The 19,062-nt window shown below is 69.0% G+C and carries 18 protein-coding genes; 10 read left to right on the top strand and 8 right to left on the bottom strand.

Annotated features, from left to right (window positions below; all coding sequences use genetic code 11):
• Positions 1–5: 5 nt before the first annotated feature.
• Complete coding sequence (locus tag B6N23_RS07665) at positions 6–920, bottom strand: LysR family transcriptional regulator (RefSeq protein ID WP_305503421.1); 915 nt, start codon at positions 918–920, stop codon at positions 6–8.
• 104 nt (positions 921–1,024) lie between these two features.
• Here B6N23_RS07665 and metE point away from each other — a divergent pair, with 104 nt between their 5' ends.
• The 3 genes from metE (at position 1,025) to B6N23_RS07650 (ending at position 4,911) form a co-directional block, all read left to right on the top strand.
• On the top strand, positions 1,025–3,322 hold the full coding sequence (gene metE / locus B6N23_RS07660; RefSeq protein WP_169957398.1) for a 5-methyltetrahydropteroyltriglutamate--homocysteine S-methyltransferase: 2,298 nt from the start codon (positions 1,025–1,027) through the stop codon (positions 3,320–3,322).
• Between the two features lie 95 nt (positions 3,323–3,417).
• Positions 3,418–4,128, top strand: coding sequence for a COG3650 family protein (locus B6N23_RS07655; RefSeq protein ID WP_305503415.1), 711 nt, complete (start codon positions 3,418–3,420; stop codon positions 4,126–4,128).
• A 174-nt stretch (positions 4,129–4,302) separates the two neighbouring features.
• Complete coding sequence (locus tag B6N23_RS07650) at positions 4,303–4,911, top strand: FMN-dependent NADH-azoreductase (protein ID WP_305503412.1); 609 nt, start codon at positions 4,303–4,305, stop codon at positions 4,909–4,911.
• 96 nt (positions 4,912–5,007) lie between these two features.
• Here the strand turns inward: B6N23_RS07650 and B6N23_RS07645 are convergent, their stop codons facing one another.
• Positions 5,008–6,075 (bottom strand): metal-dependent hydrolase, encoded by a 1,068-nt coding sequence (locus B6N23_RS07645; RefSeq protein WP_305503410.1) that lies wholly within the window; start codon positions 6,073–6,075, stop codon positions 5,008–5,010.
• 61 nt (positions 6,076–6,136) lie between these two features.
• Complete coding sequence (locus tag B6N23_RS07640) at positions 6,137–6,673, bottom strand: DNA-3-methyladenine glycosylase I (protein ID WP_305503407.1); 537 nt, start codon at positions 6,671–6,673, stop codon at positions 6,137–6,139.
• Between the two features lie 92 nt (positions 6,674–6,765).
• Between B6N23_RS07640 and B6N23_RS07635 the strand changes: the two genes are divergently transcribed.
• From B6N23_RS07635 to B6N23_RS07625, 3 genes are all read left to right on the top strand, one after another.
• Positions 6,766–7,248, top strand: coding sequence for a DUF411 domain-containing protein (locus B6N23_RS07635; protein ID WP_305503405.1), 483 nt, complete (start codon positions 6,766–6,768; stop codon positions 7,246–7,248).
• 206 nt (positions 7,249–7,454) lie between these two features.
• A complete protein-coding gene (gloA, locus tag B6N23_RS07630) occupies positions 7,455–7,895 on the top strand; it encodes a lactoylglutathione lyase (protein WP_305503402.1) in 441 nt (146 codons plus the stop codon).
• A 35-nt stretch (positions 7,896–7,930) separates the two neighbouring features.
• Positions 7,931–8,377, top strand: a complete 447-nt coding sequence (locus tag B6N23_RS07625) for an META domain-containing protein (protein ID WP_305503400.1) — start codon at positions 7,931–7,933, stop codon at positions 8,375–8,377.
• A 167-nt stretch (positions 8,378–8,544) separates the two neighbouring features.
• Here B6N23_RS07625 and B6N23_RS07620 read toward each other — a convergent pair whose 3' ends face one another.
• The 5 genes from B6N23_RS07620 to B6N23_RS07600 form a co-directional block, all read right to left on the bottom strand.
• Complete coding sequence (locus tag B6N23_RS07620; protein ID WP_305503397.1) at positions 8,545–9,279, bottom strand: phosphatase PAP2 family protein; 735 nt, start codon at positions 9,277–9,279, stop codon at positions 8,545–8,547.
• A 181-nt stretch (positions 9,280–9,460) separates the two neighbouring features.
• The gene (locus tag B6N23_RS07615; RefSeq protein WP_305503394.1) at positions 9,461–12,307 is read right to left on the bottom strand and encodes a valine--tRNA ligase; all 2,847 of its coding nucleotides are present in this window, start codon (positions 12,305–12,307) and stop codon (positions 9,461–9,463) included.
• 263 nt (positions 12,308–12,570) lie between these two features.
• Positions 12,571–13,023: a DNA polymerase III subunit chi gene (locus tag B6N23_RS07610; RefSeq protein ID WP_305503391.1), complete on the bottom strand. Its 453-nt coding sequence runs from the start codon at positions 13,021–13,023 to the stop codon at positions 12,571–12,573.
• A 3-nt stretch (positions 13,024–13,026) separates the two neighbouring features.
• Complete coding sequence (locus B6N23_RS07605) at positions 13,027–14,127, bottom strand: branched-chain amino acid aminotransferase (protein ID WP_305503388.1); 1,101 nt, start codon at positions 14,125–14,127, stop codon at positions 13,027–13,029.
• 165 nt (positions 14,128–14,292) lie between these two features.
• On the bottom strand, positions 14,293–15,813 hold the full coding sequence (locus B6N23_RS07600) for a leucyl aminopeptidase (RefSeq protein WP_305503386.1): 1,521 nt from the start codon (positions 15,811–15,813) through the stop codon (positions 14,293–14,295).
• Positions 15,814–15,963: 150 nt separating this feature from the next.
• Between B6N23_RS07600 and lptF the strand changes: the two genes are divergently transcribed.
• The 4 genes from lptF to B6N23_RS07580 all read left to right on the top strand — a co-directional run bounded on the left by lptF (position 15,964) and on the right by B6N23_RS07580 (position 18,915).
• Positions 15,964–17,046 (top strand): LPS export ABC transporter permease LptF, encoded by a 1,083-nt coding sequence (gene lptF, locus B6N23_RS07595; RefSeq protein ID WP_305503383.1) that lies wholly within the window; start codon positions 15,964–15,966, stop codon positions 17,044–17,046.
• Positions 17,043–18,107: an LPS export ABC transporter permease LptG gene (lptG, locus tag B6N23_RS07590; RefSeq protein ID WP_305503380.1), complete on the top strand. Its 1,065-nt coding sequence runs from the start codon at positions 17,043–17,045 to the stop codon at positions 18,105–18,107. The genes lptF and lptG overlap by 4 nt, the downstream gene beginning before the upstream one ends.
• A gap of 13 nt (positions 18,108–18,120) precedes the next feature.
• Positions 18,121–18,597 carry an RDD family protein gene (locus tag B6N23_RS07585; RefSeq protein WP_305503378.1) on the top strand — a complete coding sequence of 159 codons (477 nt, stop codon included), beginning with the start codon at positions 18,121–18,123 and terminating at the stop codon, positions 18,595–18,597.
• 111 nt (positions 18,598–18,708) lie between these two features.
• Positions 18,709–18,915, top strand: coding sequence for a (2Fe-2S)-binding protein (locus B6N23_RS07580; protein ID WP_110070188.1), 207 nt, complete (start codon positions 18,709–18,711; stop codon positions 18,913–18,915).
• The last annotated feature ends 147 nt before the right edge of the window (positions 18,916–19,062 follow it).

Raw genomic sequence — 19,062 nt, 5'->3', positions numbered from 1 at the left:
GCCCGCTAGGCGGGCTTGATCCCCTCCAGCACCGCGAAGGAGGTCTCCCGGGCGGTGCGCAGGAAGTCCTCCATCCAGGGCGCCTGGCGGGTCTCCTCGCGGATCGCCGCGAACAGGGTGCTCCACACGCCCTTCTCCCCCAGCGCCACGGCCTTCACGTAGTCGCGCTCCAGGTACTCGGTCAGGGCCCAGTTGGGCAGCGCGCAGACCCCGCGGCCGCTGGGCACCAGCTGCATCATCATGATGGTCAGCTCGGCGGTGCGCAGCTCCTTCGGGCGCACCCCGGCCGGGTCCAGGAACTGGGTGAAGACATCCAGCCGCGCGTGCTCCACCGGATAGGTGATCAGCGTCTCCTCGGCCAGCTCCCGGGGGGTGACGAACGCCTTGCCGGCCAGGCGATGCTGGCGGGCCACCGCCAAGAGCCCCTCGTAGCGGAACAGCGGCTCGTAGTGGATGCCGGCCAGCGGCTGGGGGTCGGCGGTGATCACGAGGTCGAGCTGCTCGCGGGCCAGGGCCGGCAGCGGGTCGAAGTGGTGGCCGCCGGGGATGTCGATCTCCACCTCGGGCCAGTGGTCGCGGAAGTGGTCGACGGTGGGCATCAGCCACTGGAAACAGCTGTGGCACTCGATGGCCATGTGCAGCCGGCCCTGTTCGTTGCCGGCCAGCCGCGCCAGGTCGCGCTCGGCCATGCGCACCAGCGGCAGCACCTGTTCGGCCAGGGGCAGCAGCCGCTGGCCGGCGCGGGTGAACTCCACCGGCCGGGTCTTGCGCACGAACAGCGGATTGTCGAGCCGCTCCTCGAGGTCCTTGATCTGGTGGGAGAGGGCAGACTGGGTCAGGTGGACCCGCTCGGCCGCCTCGACGAGGGAGCCGGCGTCGCGCAGTGCGACCAGGGTGCGGAGGTGTCGCAGTTCGAGCATGCCGAGTGAGCCATTTTCATTTTCAAGATTAGGAAGTTTAGTTTGATTCACCCTGCGTGGCCAGCCAGACTCTGCTGGATTATTCATCCATGGAGGGTTTTTCAATGAGTATCTCTCATGTTATCGGTTATCCGCGCATCGGCGCCGATCGCGAACTCAAGCGTGCGGTGGAGGCCTACTGGCAGGGCGAGCTCGATCGCGAGGGGCTGGAGCGGGCAGGGCGCGAGCTGCGCGCCCGGCACTGGGCCGAGCAGCGCGAGGCGGGGCTCGACCTGGTCACGGTGGGTGACTTCGCCTTCTACGACCAGGTCCTGGACCTCTCCGTGACCCTGGGGGCGGTGCCGGCACGCTTCGGCGCCGAGGCCGAGCTGGCGGCCGGCGAGGTGTCGCTGGACACCGCCTTCCGCATGGCCCGCGGCCGGGCGCCCAGCGGCGAGCCCGCCGCCGCCTGCGAGATGACCAAGTACTTCGATACCAACTATCACTACCTGGTGCCCGAGCTCCACGCCGGCCAGTCCTTCCGGCTGGCCAGCTCCCGCCTCTTCGAGCAGGTGGCCGAGGCCCAGGCGCTGGGCCATGCGGTGAAGGTGACCCTGCTCGGCCCCCTGACCTGGCTGTGGCTGGGCAAGGCCCGCGACGAGGGGCTCGACCGCCTGAGCCTGCTCGAGTCCCTGCTGCCGGTCTATGGCGAGCTGCTGGTGCGCCTTGCTGACCTGGGCGTGGAGTGGGTGCAGCTCGAGGAGCCGGCGCTGGTGCAGGATCTGCCCCGTGAGTGGCAGCAGGCCTATGAGGCCGCCTACAGTGTGCTGGGCCGGGCCCCGGTGAAGCTGCTGCTGGCCAGCTACTTCGGCGGCCTGGGCGATAACCTCGGCCTCGCTCTCGGCCTGCCGGTGGCGGGGCTGCATATCGATGCGGTGCGTGCCCCCGAGCAGCTGGCGGCGGTGCTCGACCGGCTGCCCGCCTACAAGGTGCTCTCGGTGGGCGCCATCGATGGGCGCAACGTCTGGCGCGCCGACCTGGCGCTGCTGCGCGAACGTCTGGCCCAGGCGCGCATCCGCCTCGGCAGGCGGCTGTGGATCGCCCCCTCCTGCTCGCTGCTGCATGTGCCGGTGGACCTTGCGCGCGAGACCGAGCTCGACCCCGAGCTCAGAAGCTGGCTGGCCTTTGCCCGCCAGAAGCTCGACGAGACGGTGACCCTGGCGCGCCTGCTCGATGGCCGCGCCACCGAGGCCGACCGCGAGCGTTTGGAGGCCGCTACCCTGGCCCTGCAGGCCAGGCGCGACTCGCCGCGCATCCACCGCCCCGAGGTGGCCGACCGCTTGGCGGGCGTCGAGCCGGCGGACCTCGAGCGCCAGAGCCCCTATGGCGTGCGTGCCCAGGCCCAGCGCCGGGCGCTGGACCTGCCGCTCTTCCCCACCACCACCATCGGCTCCTTCCCCCAGACCGCCGAGATCCGCGCCGCGCGCCGCGCCTTCAAGGCTGGTGAGCTCTCCCGTGAGGCCTACGAGGCGCAGATGTGCGAGGAGATCGCCCATGCCGTGGCGCGCCAGGAAGCGCTCGGCCTCGACATGCCGGTGCACGGCGAGCCGGAGCGCAACGACATGGTGGAGTACTTCGGCGAGCAGCTCGACGGCTACGCCTTCACCCGCTTCGGCTGGGTGCAGAGCTACGGTTCGCGCTGCGTGAAGCCGCCGGTGATCGTGGGTGACGTCAGCCGCCCGGGCCCGATGACGGTGCGCTGGAGCCGGTACGCCCAGTCGCTCACCGACCGGCCCATGAAGGGGATGCTGACCGGCCCCGTCACCATGCTGCAGTGGGCCTTCGTGCGCGACGACCAGCCCCGCGAGACCACCTGCCGCCAGATCGCCCTGGCCCTGCGCGACGAGGTCCGGGACCTGGAGGCGGCCGGCATCCGCGCCATCCAGATCGACGAGCCGGCGCTGCGCGAGGGGCTGCCGCTGCGCCGGAGCGAGTGGCCGGGCTATCTGGCCTGGGCGGTGGATGGCTTCCGGCTGACTGCGGCCGGGGTGCGCGACGAGACCCAGATCCACACCCACATGTGCTATTCGGAGTTCAACGACATCATCGAGTCGATTGCCGCTCTGGATGCCGACGTCATTACCATCGAGACCTCACGCTCGAACATGGTGCTGCTCGACGCCTTCCAGGACTTCGCCTATCCCAACGAGATCGGCCCCGGCGTCTACGACATCCACTCGCCCAATGTGCCGGACGTGGCGTGGATGGTGGCGCTGATGGAGAAGGCCGCCGAGCGCATCCCGCTGGAGCGTCTGTGGGTCAACCCCGACTGCGGCCTCAAGACCCGCCGCTGGGAGGAGGTGGAGCCGGCCCTGGCCAACATGGTGGAGGCGGCGCGCCAGCTGCGCCGGCGCTTCGGCTAGGCGCCTCCAGCGTTGAGCCAGCGGGAGCGGCCGCCGGCCCCGGCGGCTGCTATGCTCGGCGGGTCAAGGAATCGTAACCCTCGCAAGGAGATGCCATGTCCCGCCTGCTCGTTCCCGCCGCCCTCGGGGCGGCCCTGCTGTTGGGGGGCTGTGCCACCGCCCCGGCGCCGGCGCCGATCACCTCCGGTCATCACGCCCCGCTGCTGCCCTCGGTGCTCTTCCCCGGTGGCGCCGAGAGCATCACCGCCTGGCGCTGCACCCCCGACCAGGCCCTGGTCACCGCCGTCCCGGAGGGGGCGGAAAGCGAGCTGCGGCTGTGGTCGGCCCACGGCGCCTGGCGGCTTGCGCCCGCCGTGGTGGCCAGCGGCGCCCGCTACGAGCAGGGCGACGTCAGCTTCTGGGACAAGGGCTCCGAGGCGGTGGTGGAGACGCCCCGGGGGCGGCTCGAGTGCCAGGCCTACGTGCAGCGCCAGGCCCTGACCCGGCAGCAGCGGCCCGGGGTGATGTTCCAGGGGCGCGGCAACGAGCCGGGCTGGATGGTGCACCTGGCCCACGACCGGCCCGAGGCGACCCTGAGCCTGGATTACGGTACCCGGGAGCAGACGCTGCCCTATCGGGTGACCACCCTGGACAACGGCGCGGGGCGGGTGATCCTGCAGAGCGGCCGCGGCGATACCCCCTTCGAGCTGCGCATCGAGGCCGGCGCCTGCCTGGACGACATGAGCGGCGAGCCCTTCCCGGCGCGGGTCACCCTGACCGTGGACGGGCAGCAGTATCGGGGCTGCGGCCAGGGCATCGCTCCCTGACCGGGGCTGGCGAAAACTGTGTGCCCTCGACGCCTTTTCGCCAAGCCCCGGCGATTTGATCTTGGTCTCATCGATTTTATCGAACGGAGGGTGCGGATTTTTGCGCTTTTTATGGCAAAAAATGCATCTATCATGGTGACCATCATCCTGATGTCTGACTTCTAGGAGGTCGCCATGACCACTCGTACCCTCGTGATTACCGCTTCCATCCTCGGCGAGAACGGCCAGTCCAAGGCCCTGGCCGAGCACTTCATCGCCCAGGCTAAGAGCCGCGACGGCGTCGATGTGACCCATCGCGACCTGGTGGCCAGCGAGCTGCCCCACCTCAACCTGGCCGAGCTCGGCAGCTGGCAGGTCGCCGAGGAGGAGCGCAGCGCCGAGCAGCGCGCGCTGGCTGCCCGCTCCGACTCGCTGATCGAGGAGCTCAAGGCCCATGACGTGGTGGTGCTGGCGGTGCCGATGTACAACTTCGGCATCCCGAGCCAGCTCAAGGCCTGGTTCGACCGCGTGATGCGCGCCGGCGTGACCTTCCGCTACACCGAGAACGGTCCCCAGGGCCTGGTGGAGGGCAAGCGTGCGGTGATCCTGGCGGCCCGCGGTGGCCAGTACGCCGGCACCGAGATGGATACCCAGACCCCGCACCTCAAGCTGATGCTCGGCATGATCGGCATCAAGGAGGTGGATAGCGTCTTCGCCGAAGGGCTCAACATGGGCGAGGGCAAGCGTGATGCGGCGCTCAAGGAGGCCCGTCAGGCCATCGACGGCCTGGTGGAGCGTCTGTAAGGCGGCGCTCTTCCGGCGCTGCGCTCGATAGCGCGCACACCCGAACGCAGCGGGGCGGCCAATGGCCGCCCCGCTGCGTTGTGGCGTCTGCCTGCCTCAGCAGGCTTCCGGGGTCTCCAGCGCCCAGCCGGCGGCGACGAAGTCGCTGGTGCAGAGGGCTGTCTCGGGTGTCAGGATGCGGCCGGCCAGCCGGGTGAGGGCCTCGCGATTGCCGCGGGAGGGTGGCTCGAGCTGTTCGGAGGTCGCCACCGGCTGCCAGCCGTCGCTTTCGCGGGTGGCCAGGGTGAAGGCGAAGGGGTGAAAGCCGGGGAAGCCCAGCCGCAGGTCGGTCACCACCAGGGTCTCGCGACCGTCGAGCTCGCGGGTTTCGTAGCGCAGGAAGGGGCCGGCGAACCAATCCAGCCGCTGGCCACGCGGGCTGCCGAGTGCCACCGCCTCCAGGTCGGCCCCACGGCGGTAGGTCTCCACCAGCGGCGGGGTATCGCCGTCCAGCACGCCCACCAGCAGTTCGTGATGCGCGTCGCCATCCACCACCGTGACCCGCCACAGCAGGGTGTTGAAGGGGGTGGGCTGGACCAGGCGCGGGGCCTCGGCAAGCCCCCGTTCGGCCAGTACCGGCTCCAGGCGATGCTCCACCAGCTGTTTGGCGCCGAAGGCGAACACCAGGTAAGCGGACGAGAGCGCCAGCCCCCAGGCGGGGCCGCGCCGCCCGTCGCCGGTGGCCAGCGCCACGCCGATGCCCACCAGCAGCGGCAGGGTGTAGAGCGGGTCGATGATAAAGACGATCGGCCAGGCCACGGGCGGCACGTCCAGCGGCCACCACAGCTGGGTGCCGTAGGTGGTGAGGGCGTCGAGCAGCGGGTGGGTCAGCAAGCAGAGCCCGAAGAAGGCCCCCCAACGCGTCAGGGAGATATCCCGAGTCCTGGCGAAGCGGGCGGATAGCAGCGTCAGCGCCGTGGCCAGCCCCGCCAGCACGAAGAGCGAGTGGGAGAAGCCGCGGTGCCGGGTGACGTTGGCCACGGCATCGCCGTAGTCGATGATCACGTCCAGGTCGGGCAGGGTGCCGAGCACCGCGCCGATCAGCACCGCCTTGCGGCCCAGCCGGCGGCCGAGCACGGCACCGCCCACGGCGGCGCCCAGGGCAGCCTGGGTAATCGAATCCATCGGGAGGCGTTCCTCGCTGAGGGTACCCGGCTATGATGCCACGAGTGGGGGACGGGTTCCCTTACGCATCCGCCCAACGCGGCCCGGCGGCGAGGATGCGCGCCTGTACCGGGCAGTCGTCGCGGTGGGCGCCGGGGAGGTAGCCGGTGCTCATCAGGAACTCGCCAGTGATCTCCGGCCCGGTGAAGCGGAAGATGCGCCTGAAGAGCCTGACCCACTCCGCATGGGGCAGCGGGTGGTGGTGGTCGAGCCAGGCGGCGAGGCTGCCGTGCGCTTCGCGCAGGGCCTGAAGCATCCGGGCGTTGTGGATCACGGCCTCGACCTTCAGGCGGTTGCGGATGATACTGGCGTCGGCCAGCAGCCGGGCCCGCTCGGCCTCGCCATAGGCGGCCACCCGGTCGATGGCGAAGCCCTCGAAGGCCTCACGGAAGGCGGTGCGCTTCTTCAGCACCGTGAGCCAGGAGAGCCCCGCCTGGTTGATCTCCAGGGTCAGGCGCTCGAAGAGGGCCTCGTCCTCGGCCACCGGGAAGCCATACTCGTGGTCATGGTAGGGGCCGTGAAACGGATGGCCCGGGGCCAGATCACAGTAGTGCGACATTTCCACCCTCTTTCCTTCGGCAGGTATTGGCAAGCCGTCGGTGGCTTGTCACGATGCCATCATCCCGCGTCACGCTTCAGGAGTTCCCTAGCATGAAACACCTATCCATGAACCGCAAGGTGACCGCGCTCTCGCTGCTGGCCGGTGGCGCCCTGGCCGCCTACCTTTTGGTCACGCCCGGCGCCAGTCCCCAGGCCGGCACCGTGGTCGAGATGTACCAGGACCCCAACTGCGGCTGCTGCGGCGCCTGGGCCGACCATCTGGAGGCCGAGGGCTTCACGGTGGAGCGCCACAAGACCCGCGAGATGCGCGCCATCAAGATCGAGCAGGGCCTCACGCCTGAGCTCGCCTCCTGCCATACCGCCATGGTCGACGGCTACGTGATCGAGGGCCACGTCCCGGCGGCGGACATCCACCGCCTGCTGGAGGAGCGCCCCGCCGTGGCGGGGCTCGCCGTGCCGGGCATGCCCCACGGCTCGCCGGGTATGGAGACCGGCCGCTACGACGACTACCGGGTGCTGGGCTGGCACCGTGACGACCGCACGCCTGAGATCTTCAGCGAGTACACTCACTGATTCCCCAAGGGTATCTTGGGTTATCGATGCCGCGTCAGCGAAAGGCGCCGGGGACAGGTCGGAGAGGGGGTCCGTGGACCAGGGAAGGTCGAGGTAGCCCCCAGGGAGGGGTTCATGGCGCCCCCTCGCAGGCCTGTCGCCGGATCAGCCTTGAGCGGTACCGCCATCGGCGATAGCCCCGTGTTTCCCCGACTAAGGAGTTGAACATGCAGTATCTGCACACCATGGTGCGCGTCAGCGACCTCGACGCCTCGCTGCGCTTCTACTGCGACCTGCTGGGCCTCAAGGAGGTGCGGCGCAAGGAGAACGACAAGGGGCGCTTCACCCTGGTCTTCCTGGCCGCCCCCGAGGACGAGGCGCGCTCCGCCGAGCTCAAGGCGCCGGAGCTCGAGCTCACCTACAACTGGGACCCGGAGGAGTACACCGGCGGGCGCAACTTCGGCCACCTGGCCTATCGGGTCGACGATATCTACGCCCTGTGCGAGAAGCTCCAGGCCAACGGCGTGACCATCAACCGCCCGCCCCGGGACGGCCATATGGCCTTCGTGAGAAGCCCCGACGGCATCTCGGTGGAGCTGCTGCAGAAGGGTGACCCGCTCCCCGTCCGGGAGCCCTGGGCCTCCATGGAAAACACCGGCAGCTGGTAGGCGGCCGGCCACTCGACAAGGAAGAACGACGACCCATGAAGACGACAGTTGTGGTCCGCCTGGGCCTGGTGATGGCCGCCGCCGCTCTGCTGGCGGCCTGTGGCGGGCGCCCCGAGGCGCCGCCAGAGCGTGAGGTGAGCCTCTCGGGGCCGGTAGTGGAGCAGCGCTGGAACCTGCTGCTGGTGGGCACCGACGAGCGGCTCTCCCTGCCCGAGCCCGCCTGGTTCCGCATCGACGAGAACGGCCGCGTCAGCGGCAGCGACGGCTGCAACCAGCTGATGGGACGGGCCAATCTCGGCGAGAATCAGCGCATCGAGTTCTCGCAGCTGGCCACCACCCGGCGCGCCTGCCCCCAGGGCGAGGACGCGGCCCGGGTGAAGGGGATGCTGGAGACCGCCTACCGCTACCTGATCGACCATGACCGGCTGGTCTTCTTCGGCCCCGATCAGCGAGTGCTCGGCGGCTGGCGCAAGGCCAACTAGGCGAAAGCTTCGACGGCGTGGCAACTCGGGGCTGTTCCGTCGACAGGGCTACGGGGAGGCGCTGTGAATACTTCCCTGTACGCTACCGATGCCATCCCTGGCATAGGACCTCCCCTTTGCCCTGTCCCCGGCGCCCCTCGTCATCTGGCCTATGAGTCGTCCGCTTTCTATCGCCCCGGCAGCAGCGCCTGGACCCTGGCCATGCCCGCGGTGAGGCCGCGGGCCATGGCCGGTCCGACCGGCGTGAGCAGGAACCAGGGCGCGATGATCAGGTTGATGGCGATGGCGCCGAAGTAGACGTCGCTGAACCAGTGGGCACCGCTCAGGATGCGGGGGGCGCTCAGGATCACCGCGGCCACCAGGCTCACCAGCATCACCTTCAGCCCGGCGAAGCGCCACATGAAGGCGGCGAAGAGGAAGAGGTTGACCCCGTGGTCGCCGGGAAAGCTCGCACCGGAGCTGTCCTTGGTGGAGAAGTCGACCATCTCGGTGATCAGGTTGACCTCCTGGTAGACCAGGGTGGGGCTCGGGTGGCTGTAGTCGATCACCATGCGCACGCCCTGGGCCATGAACACCGCCACCAGCAGCATGGTGACGCCGATACCGCCCCAGCGCAGCATGCGCTGCTCGCGCAGCGGGTCTCGGGAGATGGCCCACAGGTAGATCACCAGCAGGATCAGCAGGCTTACCACGTCGAAGAGTCGCGCGTTGGTGGCCGCTACCAGCCACACCCAGGCGTCGTTCTCCTCGGTAAGCCAGCCGTTGGTGGTAAAGAAGACGGCGTCGTCGATCTCGGTCCAGAACAGCAGGTCCGGCGAGAGCCAGGTGAAGATCAGCAGCGCGCCCAGCAGGTTGAACAGCAGAAGGCGCCCGATGGCGAGGGCGGGGGGAGTCTGTGGCATCATGAAGTCGCGGGTCGGTGTATGTTCCGGCCCATTCTAGGCGAAGGGTTTTTGACAGAACAGCGTTTCTTAATATCTCTGTCACCGCCCTGTGCCAGGTCAATCCCGGCAGGCGATCTTGTCGGCCGAAACGACAGCGGCCCGCCGATGGCGGGCCGCTGCGTGCCAGAGGCGAGTGGGATCAGAGCGCGGCGATCTTGTCGCGCTGCTCCACCAGCAGGCGATGGGCGGCCTGGAACTCGGCCAGCTTGGCGCGCTCCTTCTCCACCACCGCTTCCGGGGCCTTGGCCACGAAGCCCTCGTTGCCGAGCTTCTTCTCGATGCCGCCGATCAGCTTCTCCTGCTTCTCGATCTCGCGGGCCAGGCGCGCGAGCTCCGCGTCCTTGTCGATCAGGTCGGCCATGGGCACCAGCACCTCCATCTCGCCCACCAGCTGGGTGGCCGAGAGCGGTGCCGCGGCCGGGTCGTCGAGCCAGGTGACGCTCTCGAGCTTGGCCAGCTTGGCCAGGAAGCGGCGGTTGGCCTCGAGGCGCTCGCGGTCGGCGGTGCCGCCCTTGGTGAGCAGCACCTCCAGCGGCTTGCCCGGGGCGATGTTCATCTCGGCGCGGATGTTGCGCACCGCCACGATCACGCCCTTCAGCCACTCGATGTCGCGGGTCGCCTGGTCGTCGAGCAGCGCGTCATCGGCGGTGGGCCAGGGCTGGGCCATGATGGAGTCGCCCTCGCCCTGGCGGGTGCCGGCCAGCGGCGCCACGCGCTGCCAGATCTCCTCGGAGATGTAGGGCATCATCGGGTGGGCCAGGCGCAGGATCGCCTCCAGCACCCGCACCAGGGTGCGGCGAGTGCCGCGCTTGGCCGCAGGGCTTGCGTCCTCGTCCCACAGCACCGGCTTGGAGAGCTCCAGGTACCAGTCGCAGTACTCGTTCCAGACGAACTCGTAGAGCGCCTGCGACGCGTGGTCGAAGCGGAACTCCTCCATCGCCTTTGTCACCTGGGCTGCGGTCTGCTGCAGCCGCGAGAGGATCCAGCGGTCGGCCAGCGACAGCTCGACGTCGCCACCGGCAGCCCCGCAATCCTCGCCCTCGGCGTTCATCAGCACGTAGCGCGAGGCGTTCCACAGCTTGTTGCAGAAGTTGCGGTAGCCGTCCAGGCGGCCCATGTCGAACTTGATATCGCGCCCGGTCGTGGCCTGGGAGAGGAAGGTGAAGCGCAGGGCATCGGTGCCGTGGGGCTCGATGCCCTCCGGGAACTCGCCGCGGGTGGCCTTCTCGATCGCCTTGGCCTTCTGGGGCTGCATCATGTTGCCGGTGCGCTTCTCCACCAGGGTGTCGAGCGCGATGCCGTCGATCAGGTCGATGGGGTCGAGCACGTTGCCCTTGGACTTGGACATCTTCTGGCCCTGGCCGTCGCGCACCAGGCCGTGCACGTAGACCTGCTTGAAGGGCACCTCGCCGGTGAACTTCAGGGTCAGCATGATCATCCGGGCGACCCAGAAGAAGATGATGTCGAAGCCGGTGACCAGGACGCTCGAGGGATGGAAGGTCTTGAGCTCAGGGGTCTGTTCCGGCCAGCCCAGGGTGCCGAAGGTCCACAGGCCCGAGCTGAACCAGGTGTCCAGCACGTCCTCGTCCTGGGTCAGGACGACGTCGGCGGCCAGGCCGTTCTCCTCTCGGGCCTCGGCTTCGCTGCGGGCGACATAGACGTTGCCGTCCACGTCGTACCAGGCGGGAATGCGGTGGCCCCACCACAGCTGGCGGGAGATGCACCAGTCCTGCAGGTCGCGCATCCAGGCGAAGTACATGTTCTCGTAGTTCTTCGGCACGAACTGGATGTCGCCCTTCTCGACGGCCTCGATGGCGGGCTTGGCGAGGCTCTCCACGGCGACGAACCACTGGTCCGTGAGCAGCGGCTCGATGACATCGCCGCTGCGGTCGCCGTAGGGCAGGGTGTTGCTGACCGTCTCGATCTGCTCGAGGAGCCCCGCGGCCTCCATGTCGGCGACGATCCGCTTGCGCGCCTCGAAGCGGTCCAGGCCGGCGTAGGCCTCGGGCAGGCTCGGGTCGATGTCGGGCAGGGGCCGGCCCTGGATGTCGAAGGCCTCGGCCTGGGGCAGGATGGCGGCGTCCTGGGTGAAGACGTTGATCAGCGGCAGCCCCTGGCGGCGGCCCACCTCGTAGTCGTTGAAGTCGTGGGCCGGGGTGATCTTCACGCAGCCGGAGCCCTTCTCCATGTCGGCGTGCTCATCGGCGACGATGGGGATGCGACGGCCGACCAGCGGAAGCGTCACGAACTTGCCGACCAGGGAGGCGTAGCGGGGATCCTCCGGGTTGACCGCCACGCCGGTGTCGCCCAGCAGGGTCTCCGGACGGGTGGTGGCGACCACCAGGTAGTCGAGGCCCGCGTCGGTGGTAACGCCGTCGGCGAGCGGATAGCGGAAGTGCCAGAACTGGCCCTGCTGGTCGCGGTTCTCCACCTCGAGATCCGAGATGGCGGTGTGCAGGGTCGGGTCCCAGTTGACCAGGCGCTTGCCGCGGTAGATCAGCCCCTCCTTGTGGAGGCGCACGAAGACCTCCTGCACCGCCTTGTAGAAGCCGTCGTCCATGGTGAAGCGCTCGCGGGACCAGTCGACGCTGGCCCCCATGCGGCGAAGCTGGCGGGTGATATGGCCGCCGGACTCGTGCTTCCACTCCCAGACCTTGTCGATGAAGGCGTCGCGGCCGAGGTCGTGGCGGCTCTTGCCCTCCTCGGCGGCGATCTTGCGCTCCACCAGCATCTGCGTCGCGATGCCGGCGTGGTCGGTGCCCACCTGCCACAGGGTGTTGCGCCCCTGCATCCGCCGCCAGCGGATCAGGGTGTCCATGATGGTGTCCTGGAAGGCGTGGCCCATGTGCAGGCTGCCGGTGACGTTGGGCGGCGGGGTCATGATGGAGTAGGGCTCGCCCTCACCGGAGGGGGCGAAGCGGCCATCGGCCTCCCAGCGCTCGTACCAGCGGGATTCGATCTGCTCGGGTTGGTAGGTCTTGTCCATGGGCGTTCCGGGTCCAGAAATGAGCACCGCCGACCCGGGGGTCGGACGGCAGGAGAGGGCGATGAAAATGGGGCTGATTATAGCCCGGGGAGGCACGCGGCGTCAGCCGGACTGGCCGGGGCATATCGTGAGGGGCTGACCCGGCGACAGGTCTCTGGGGAGGCGCTGTGAACCCCTCCCTGGGCGCTACCGATGCCATCCCTGGCATAGGACCTCCCCGACGACCTGTCCCCGGCGCCCCTCTCCAGGCGTGGGTGGAGCCACTACCCTCCGCGCAGCTGGTGGGCCTTCACGGGGTAGCCGCGCTTCTTGTAGGTCTGCCAGCACTCGCGCTTGGCGGTGAGCACATCCTGGTGCTGGTTGATGATCTCGGCGACCCGTTCGAAGCGGGAGAACCACTCCGGAATGTCCGGGGCGAGGTTGAGCAGCGCCTGGACGGCCAGGTCGGGGGAGGGCGGGGTGGCCCAGCCGATGGTCACCGGCACCCGCTCATCCAGCTCGGCCGCCGCCTGCGTGTCCAGCAGGGCGTGGGGTACGTAGGCGTCGGGGCGGAAGGTCCAGAGCCGGTCGTCGAGCTCCCGGGCCATGGCCTCGTCCTCGGCGTGCAGGTGCAGCCGATAGCCCTTGCGCTGGATGGTCTCGGCCAGCCGGCAGGCGAAGTCGAGACGCGCCTCCAGGGTGGTATCGGGGAGGACGTAGAAATCGACCTGGGTCACTCCTTACACCAGCCGCGTCAGCCAGCCGTGGGTATCCTCGGCGCGGCCGTACTGCAGGTCGAGCAGCTTGCTGCGCAGGCGCTTGGCGATAGGGTTTCCACTGTCGGCCTTCAGCCGGATGGTGCCCTCCTCGGTGACCAGCTCGCCCACCGGGGTGATGACCGCCGCGGTACCCCAGGCGAACACCTCGGTCAGCTCGCCGGAGGCGGCCGCCTCGCGCCACTCATCGATGCTGATCGGGCGCTCCTCGGGGGTGAGGCCCTCGTCGCGGGCCAGGGTCAGCACCGAGTCGCGGGTCACGCCCTCGAGGATGGTGTCGGTCAGGCGCGGGGTGGCGATGCGGCCGTCCTTGAAGACGAAGAACAGGTTCATGCCGCCCAGCTCCTCGATCCACTTGTTCTCGACGGCATCCAGGAAGGCCACCTGGCTGCAGCCGTGGGTGCTGGCCTCCTTCTGGGCAGCCAGGGAGGCGGCGTAGTTGCCGCCGCACTTGGCGAAGCCGGTGCCGCCGGGGGGGGCGCGCTTGTAGTGGCTGGAGAGCCAGATGGAGACCGGCTCGACGCCGCCCTTGAAGTAGGCGGCGGCCGGCGAGGCGATCACGTAGTAGTCCACCTCATGGGCCGGGCGCACGCCGAGGAAGCTTTCGCTGGCGATCATGAAGGGGCGCAGGTAGAGGCTGCACTCGTCGGCCTCGCTCTTCGGCGTCGGCACCCAGCCGTGGTCCTGGGCCAGCAGCGCCTTGAGCGAGCCGATGAAGTCCTCGTCGGAGAGCTCCGGTAGGGCCAGGCGACGGGCGCTGCGGCGGAAGCGCTCGGCGTTCTTCTCCGGGCGGAAGGTCCACACCGAGCCGTCGGCGTGGCGGTAGGCCTTGATGCCCTCGAAGATCTCCTGGCCGTAGTGCAGCACGGCGGCGGCGGGGTCCAGGGTCAGCGGCCCGTAGGGGCGTACCTCGCGGCCGTGCCAGCCGGCATCCAGGGTCCAGCGGACGTGGGCCATGTGGTCGGTGAAGTAGCCACCGAAGCCGGGGTTCTCGAGGATCCCTGCCCGGATGGTGTCGGCGGTGGGGGTGGCGTTGGGAAGCAGTTCGAAGCTGGCAGTCGACACGGCAAGGGGTCTCCGCTACGCCCGGGGCGTGCCAGCCCCGGGGTGATACTGGAAGCTCGGGCCGGCGAGAGCCGGCCCGGGTCGTGGATTTATCGTCAGTCCCACATGAGAAAGGCGACGCGGAAAAAACGCAAGCCCGCGCCGCTATTCCACCTTGGTTTCCACTCAGGTTTCCACGATGGCTTCGCTTTCGCGATCCAGCAGGTACTGGGTCAGCAGGCCCACGGGACGGCCGCTGGCGCCCTTCTGCTTGCCGGAGGTCCAGGCGGTGCCGGCGATGTCCAGGTGCGCCCAGGGGAACTTGTCGGCGAAGCGCGAGAGGAAGCAGGCGGCGGTGATGGTGCCCGCCGGGCGGCCGCCGATGTTGGCCAGGTCGGCGAAGTTGGAGTCGAGCTGCTCCTGGTACTCGTCCCACAGCGGCAGGTGCCAGGCGCGGTCCCAGGCCGCCTCGCCGGCGTCGAGCAGGTCGAGGGCCAGGTCGTCATCGTTGGAGAGCAGGCCGGTGGCGTGGTGGCCGAGGGCGATGATGCAGGCGCCGGTGAGGGTGGCGATGTCGACGACGCTGGCCGGCTCGAAGCGCTCGGCGTAGGTGAGGGCGTCGCACAGCACCAGGCGGCCCTCGGCGTCGGTGTTGAGCACCTCCACGGAGAGGCCCTTCAGGGTCTTGATGATGTCGCCGGGCTTGGTGGCGCGGCCGTCGGGCATGTTCTCGGCGGCGGCGACGATGGCCACCAGGTTAACCTTCGGGCGGATGCCGAGGACGGCCTTGACGGTGCCGAAGACGCTGGCTGCGCCGCACATGTCGAACTTCATCTCGTCCATGGCCTCGCCGGGCTTGAGCGAGATGCCGCCGGTGTCGAAGGTGATGCCCTTGCCCACCAGCACGTGAGGGGCCTCCTCGGGATTCTCGGCGCCCTGGTACTTCATCACGATCAGCCGCGAGGGCTGCTCGCTGCCGCGGCCCACGGAGAGCAGGCTGTGGGCGCCCAGCGCCTCCAGGGCCTCCTCGTCGAGGATCTCCACGGCAAGCGCGCCGCCGGAGGCCTTGCCCAGCGCCTCGGCCTGCTCGGCCAGGTAGCTCGGGGTGCTCGGGGTGCAGACGTTGCCCGGCAGATTGCCCAGGGTACGGGTGAAGCTCACGCCCTGGCCCACGGCGTCACCGATGCGCGCGCCCTCGCGGGCGGCGCCGGCCTCGCCATCCTCGCTGACCAGCAGGGTCACCTGGGCGAGGCGCGAGGTGGGCGCCTTCTCCGACTTGAACTCATCGAAGCGATAGAGGGCGCGATGGGTCGCCTCGGCCACCATGCGCGCCTTCCAGTCGGCGCCGCGCTCGGCCAGGGGCACGTCGGTGAAGGCCACGGCGCAGTCGTCCACCGGCAGCTCGGCCAGCGCCGTGAAGGCGGCGTCCAGGGCCTTGCGGAAGGCGGCCTCCTGGCACTTGTCGCGCTTGCCCAGGCCCACCAGCAGCAGGCGCTCGGCACACAGGCCCGGGGCGAAGGGGATCATCTGCACACGGCCCAGCTTGGCGTCGAAGTCGCCGCGCTCGATGAGCTGGCCGATCAGCTTCTCGCTGGCGTCGTCGAGGCGTGCGGCGGCGGGCAGGAGCTCGCCCTCCTGATACACCGGGATGACGAGGCAGGCGGTCTCGACCTTGGCGGGGTTACCCGTCTTGACAGGAAATTCCATGGCGTCTCCACAGACAAGCGTGTTGGTTGCAGGCGTCGGGGGTTGCAAGCGCTAGGGTTACAACTGCTGGGGGATTCTGGATAATGCCGGCACGTCGCCGTGCCGTCCCAGTGTACCCAAGGCATGGCCCCATTGCATGGCAGACGCCGCATGATCATCTTCCGTTATCTGACCCGCGAGATCCTGCTGACCATGGCCGCCGTCGCCGGCGTGCTGCTGCTGGTGATCATGGGCAGTCGCTTCATCCGCTACTTCGCCGACGCCGCCGAGGGGGGCATCCCGGCGAGCATCCTCGGCACCCTGATGCTGTTCCACCTGCCGGGCTTCCTCGAGCTGATCCTGCCGCTGGCCTTCTTTCTGGGCATCCTGCTCGCCTACGGCCAGCTCTACCTCAACAGCGAGATCACCGTGCTGGTGGCCTGTGGCACCAGCCCCAACAAGCTGCTCAAGGTGAGCCTGGTGCCGGCCACCCTGGTGGCGATCCTGGTGGGGCTGTGCAGCCTGTGGCTGACCCCGCCCGGCGCCCTGCACAACGCCGTGATGCTCGAGGAGCAGCGCAGCCGCATCGACTTCTCGGCCCTGGCGCCGGGGCGCTTCCAGGAGTTCGGCAGCGGCCGCACCGCCTACATGGAGGGCCTCAGCGCCGACGGCAGCGAGATGCGCGGCGTCTTCATCAGCGAGCGCCAGCGGCGCCGGGACGGCACCCCGGAGACGGCGGTGACTCGCGCGGAGGGGGGCTACCAGACCCTCGATCCCGAGACCGGCAGCCGCTTCCTGGTGCTGGCCGATGGCGAGCGCTACAGCGTCGATCCGGGGCGCTTCGAGGCGGAACGTCTCGAGTTCGACACCTACGCGGTGCGCCTCTCCCAGGCCGACGGCATGCGCGAGCTCGACGCCCCCGAGTACGCCACCACCGCGGCGCTGTTCGGCGACGACTCGACCCGCGCCCAGGCCCAGCTGCAGTGGCGCCTGGGGCTGCCGCTGATGGTCTTCATCCTGACCCTGCTGGCGATGCCGCTCTCCCGGGTCAATCCGCGCCAGGGGCGCTTCGCCAAGCTGCTGCCGGCGATCTTCCTGCACGTGGCCTACCTGAGCCTGCTGCTGGCGGCGCTGGATGCCATCGGCCGCGGCGCCCTGCCGGCCGTGGTGGGCATGTGGCCGATCCACGGCGCCTTCCTGGCCCTGGGCCTGGTGATGATGATGCGCGCCCAACGCAAGGGGATGAGCGGATGATTGCCGATCGCTTCGACCGCTACCTGGCGCGCAACGTGCTGGGGGCCATCATCGTGGTGCAGGTGGTGCTGCTGGGCCTCGACCTCGTGATCACCTACATCAACGACCTGGACGACGTGGAGGGCGACTATGGCGCCTTCCAGGTGCTGCTCTACCTGGGGATGCGCCTGCCCTGGCGCTTCTACCAGTATGCGCCGGTGGGGGTGCTGATCGGCGCGCTGATCGGGCTGGGCAGCATGGCCTCGAGCAATGAGCTCACCGTGATGCGCGCCGCCGGGCGCTCGCTGACCCGCATCCTGTGGGGGGCGATGAAGCCGATCATCCTGGTGATCGTTGCCGTGCTGCTGGTCGCCGAGTACGTGGCGCCGCGCACCGAGCAGTTCGCCAATGCCTGGCGCCTGGAGCGCATCCAGGGGGCCGGCGCCGTGGTCACCGAGCGCGGCGGCTGGCAGCGCGAGGGTGACAGCTTCTACCGCTTCGGCGCCATCCGCGCCGATGACACCGTGCTCGACCTGACCCGCTACCGCTTCGAGGGGGAGCGCCTGGTGGAGGCCGCCAGCGCCGAGCGCGCCGCCTGGCGCGACGGCAGCTGGCGGCTGGAGGAGGTGGAGATCACCCGCTTCCATGACGAGTACACCGAGGCGCAGCAGCACGAGACCCTGCCCTGGGAGACCAGCCTCACGCCGGAGCAGCTCAACCGCCTGCTGCGCCCCATCAACAGCCAGGCGCCCAGCGAGCTCTGGGCCTATGCCCGCTACCTGCAGGCCCAGGGGCAGGCGGCCACCCAGCCGCTGCTGCACTTCTGGCAGAAAATGCTGATGCCCTTGACCATGGGCTCCCTGGTGCTGGTGGCCGCCTCCTTCGTGTTCGGCCCGCTGCGCACCGTGGCGGCGGGGCCCCGGGTCTTCTATGGGGTGGTCACCGGCCTGGTCTTCAAATACCTGCAGGACCTGTTGGCGCCGGCCTCCATGGTGTTCGGCTTCTCGCCCGCCTGGGCCGTGCTGGCGCCCACCCTGATCTGTGCCGCCGTGGGGCTCTACCTCCTGCGGCGCACCGCCTGAGCAAGGAACTTCCATGCAACGACGTTTCGGCAATCTCGACGATGTCTGGCCGGCGGGGTTCGCCCGCCGGCTGGGCGCCATGGTCTACGACAGCTTCCTGGTGGCCGCCATCTGGATCCTGGTGGCCGGCCTGCACCTGACGATCGGACGCCAGCTGCTGGGGATCTCTGCCGAGCGGGTGGGGGACGGGCCGTTCTGGGTGCTGTCGCTGCAGCTGCTGCTGCTGCTCTCGGCCTTTGCCTTCTTCGCCTTCTTCTGGACCCGCGGCGGCGTGACGCTCGGCATGCAGGCCTGGCGGCTGCGGGTGCAGACCCCTGACGGCCGCTCCATCACCCTGGCCCAGGCGGCGGTGCGCTTCGTGGTGGCCTGCCTCTCGATCGCCGCCTTCGGCCTCGGCTACCTGTGGATCCTGTTCGATGCCGAGCGGCGCAGCTGGTCCGATATCGCCTCGGGCACCCGGGTGGTGGCACTGCCCAAGCCGGCGAAGTAGGGGGCGAGCCGCGCGGGGTTGATCCGGATCAGACATTTGTCGATTCCCGCTTGCAGGGGGCTATGCGAATCATTTACATTTACCTCCGCAGTCGTCAGCGAGGTGATGTCGATGTACGTATGTCTCTGCAAGGGGGTCTCCGACCACCAGATCCGCCAGACCGTCGAGGACGGCGCCCGCAGCTGGCGCGACGTCCAGCGCGAGACGGGCTGCGGCACCCAGTGCGGCAAGTGCGCCTGCCAGGGCAAGGTCATCACCCGCGAGGCGGTGAAGGCCGAGCTGATGGTGGGTGCCGAGGACCTTGCCTACGCTGTCTGACGGAATCGAGATCATTCTCGCTTTCGTTATCATCCTCTTGATTTCATTGGTTTTTCGCCAGAATTCGCTAGACTGGCAAGCAGCGCCTGGCAATGTCGCCCCTGGCATGCCAAGCTGCAGTCACATTTCCCTGACGACAGCCACAAG

Origin of the sequence: Halomonas alkalicola (assembly GCF_030704205.1) — a bacterium.
Classification (GTDB): domain Bacteria; phylum Pseudomonadota; class Gammaproteobacteria; order Pseudomonadales; family Halomonadaceae; genus Halomonas; species Halomonas alkalicola.
Note: the sequence above shows the minus strand (reverse complement) of the source record. Positions and strands in the feature narration are given on the sequence as shown.

Excerpts from the sequence above, each read along its gene's own strand:
- B6N23_RS07665 (WP_305503421.1), bottom strand. The coding sequence starts at position 920 with ATGCTCGAACTGCGACACCTCCGCACCCTGGTCGCACTGCGCGACGCC.
- metE (WP_169957398.1), top strand. The coding sequence starts at position 1,025 with ATGAGTATCTCTCATGTTATCGGTTATCCGCGCATCGGCGCCGATCGC.
- B6N23_RS07655 (WP_305503415.1), top strand. The coding sequence starts at position 3,418 with ATGTCCCGCCTGCTCGTTCCCGCCGCCCTCGGGGCGGCCCTGCTGTTG.
- B6N23_RS07650 (WP_305503412.1), top strand. The coding sequence starts at position 4,303 with ATGACCACTCGTACCCTCGTGATTACCGCTTCCATCCTCGGCGAGAAC.
- B6N23_RS07645 (WP_305503410.1), bottom strand. The coding sequence starts at position 6,075 with ATGGATTCGATTACCCAGGCTGCCCTGGGCGCCGCCGTGGGCGGTGCC.
- B6N23_RS07640 (WP_305503407.1), bottom strand. The coding sequence starts at position 6,673 with ATGTCGCACTACTGTGATCTGGCCCCGGGCCATCCGTTTCACGGCCCC.
- B6N23_RS07635 (WP_305503405.1), top strand. The coding sequence starts at position 6,766 with ATGAAACACCTATCCATGAACCGCAAGGTGACCGCGCTCTCGCTGCTG.
- gloA (WP_305503402.1), top strand. The coding sequence starts at position 7,455 with ATGCAGTATCTGCACACCATGGTGCGCGTCAGCGACCTCGACGCCTCG.
- B6N23_RS07625 (WP_305503400.1), top strand. The coding sequence starts at position 7,931 with ATGAAGACGACAGTTGTGGTCCGCCTGGGCCTGGTGATGGCCGCCGCC.
- B6N23_RS07620 (WP_305503397.1), bottom strand. The coding sequence starts at position 9,279 with ATGCCACAGACTCCCCCCGCCCTCGCCATCGGGCGCCTTCTGCTGTTC.
- B6N23_RS07615 (WP_305503394.1), bottom strand. The coding sequence starts at position 12,307 with ATGGACAAGACCTACCAACCCGAGCAGATCGAATCCCGCTGGTACGAG.
- B6N23_RS07600 (WP_305503386.1), bottom strand. The coding sequence starts at position 15,813 with ATGGAATTTCCTGTCAAGACGGGTAACCCCGCCAAGGTCGAGACCGCC.
- lptF (WP_305503383.1), top strand. The coding sequence starts at position 15,964 with ATGATCATCTTCCGTTATCTGACCCGCGAGATCCTGCTGACCATGGCC.
- lptG (WP_305503380.1), top strand. The coding sequence starts at position 17,043 with ATGATTGCCGATCGCTTCGACCGCTACCTGGCGCGCAACGTGCTGGGG.
- B6N23_RS07585 (WP_305503378.1), top strand. The coding sequence starts at position 18,121 with ATGCAACGACGTTTCGGCAATCTCGACGATGTCTGGCCGGCGGGGTTC.
- B6N23_RS07580 (WP_110070188.1), top strand. The coding sequence starts at position 18,709 with ATGTACGTATGTCTCTGCAAGGGGGTCTCCGACCACCAGATCCGCCAG.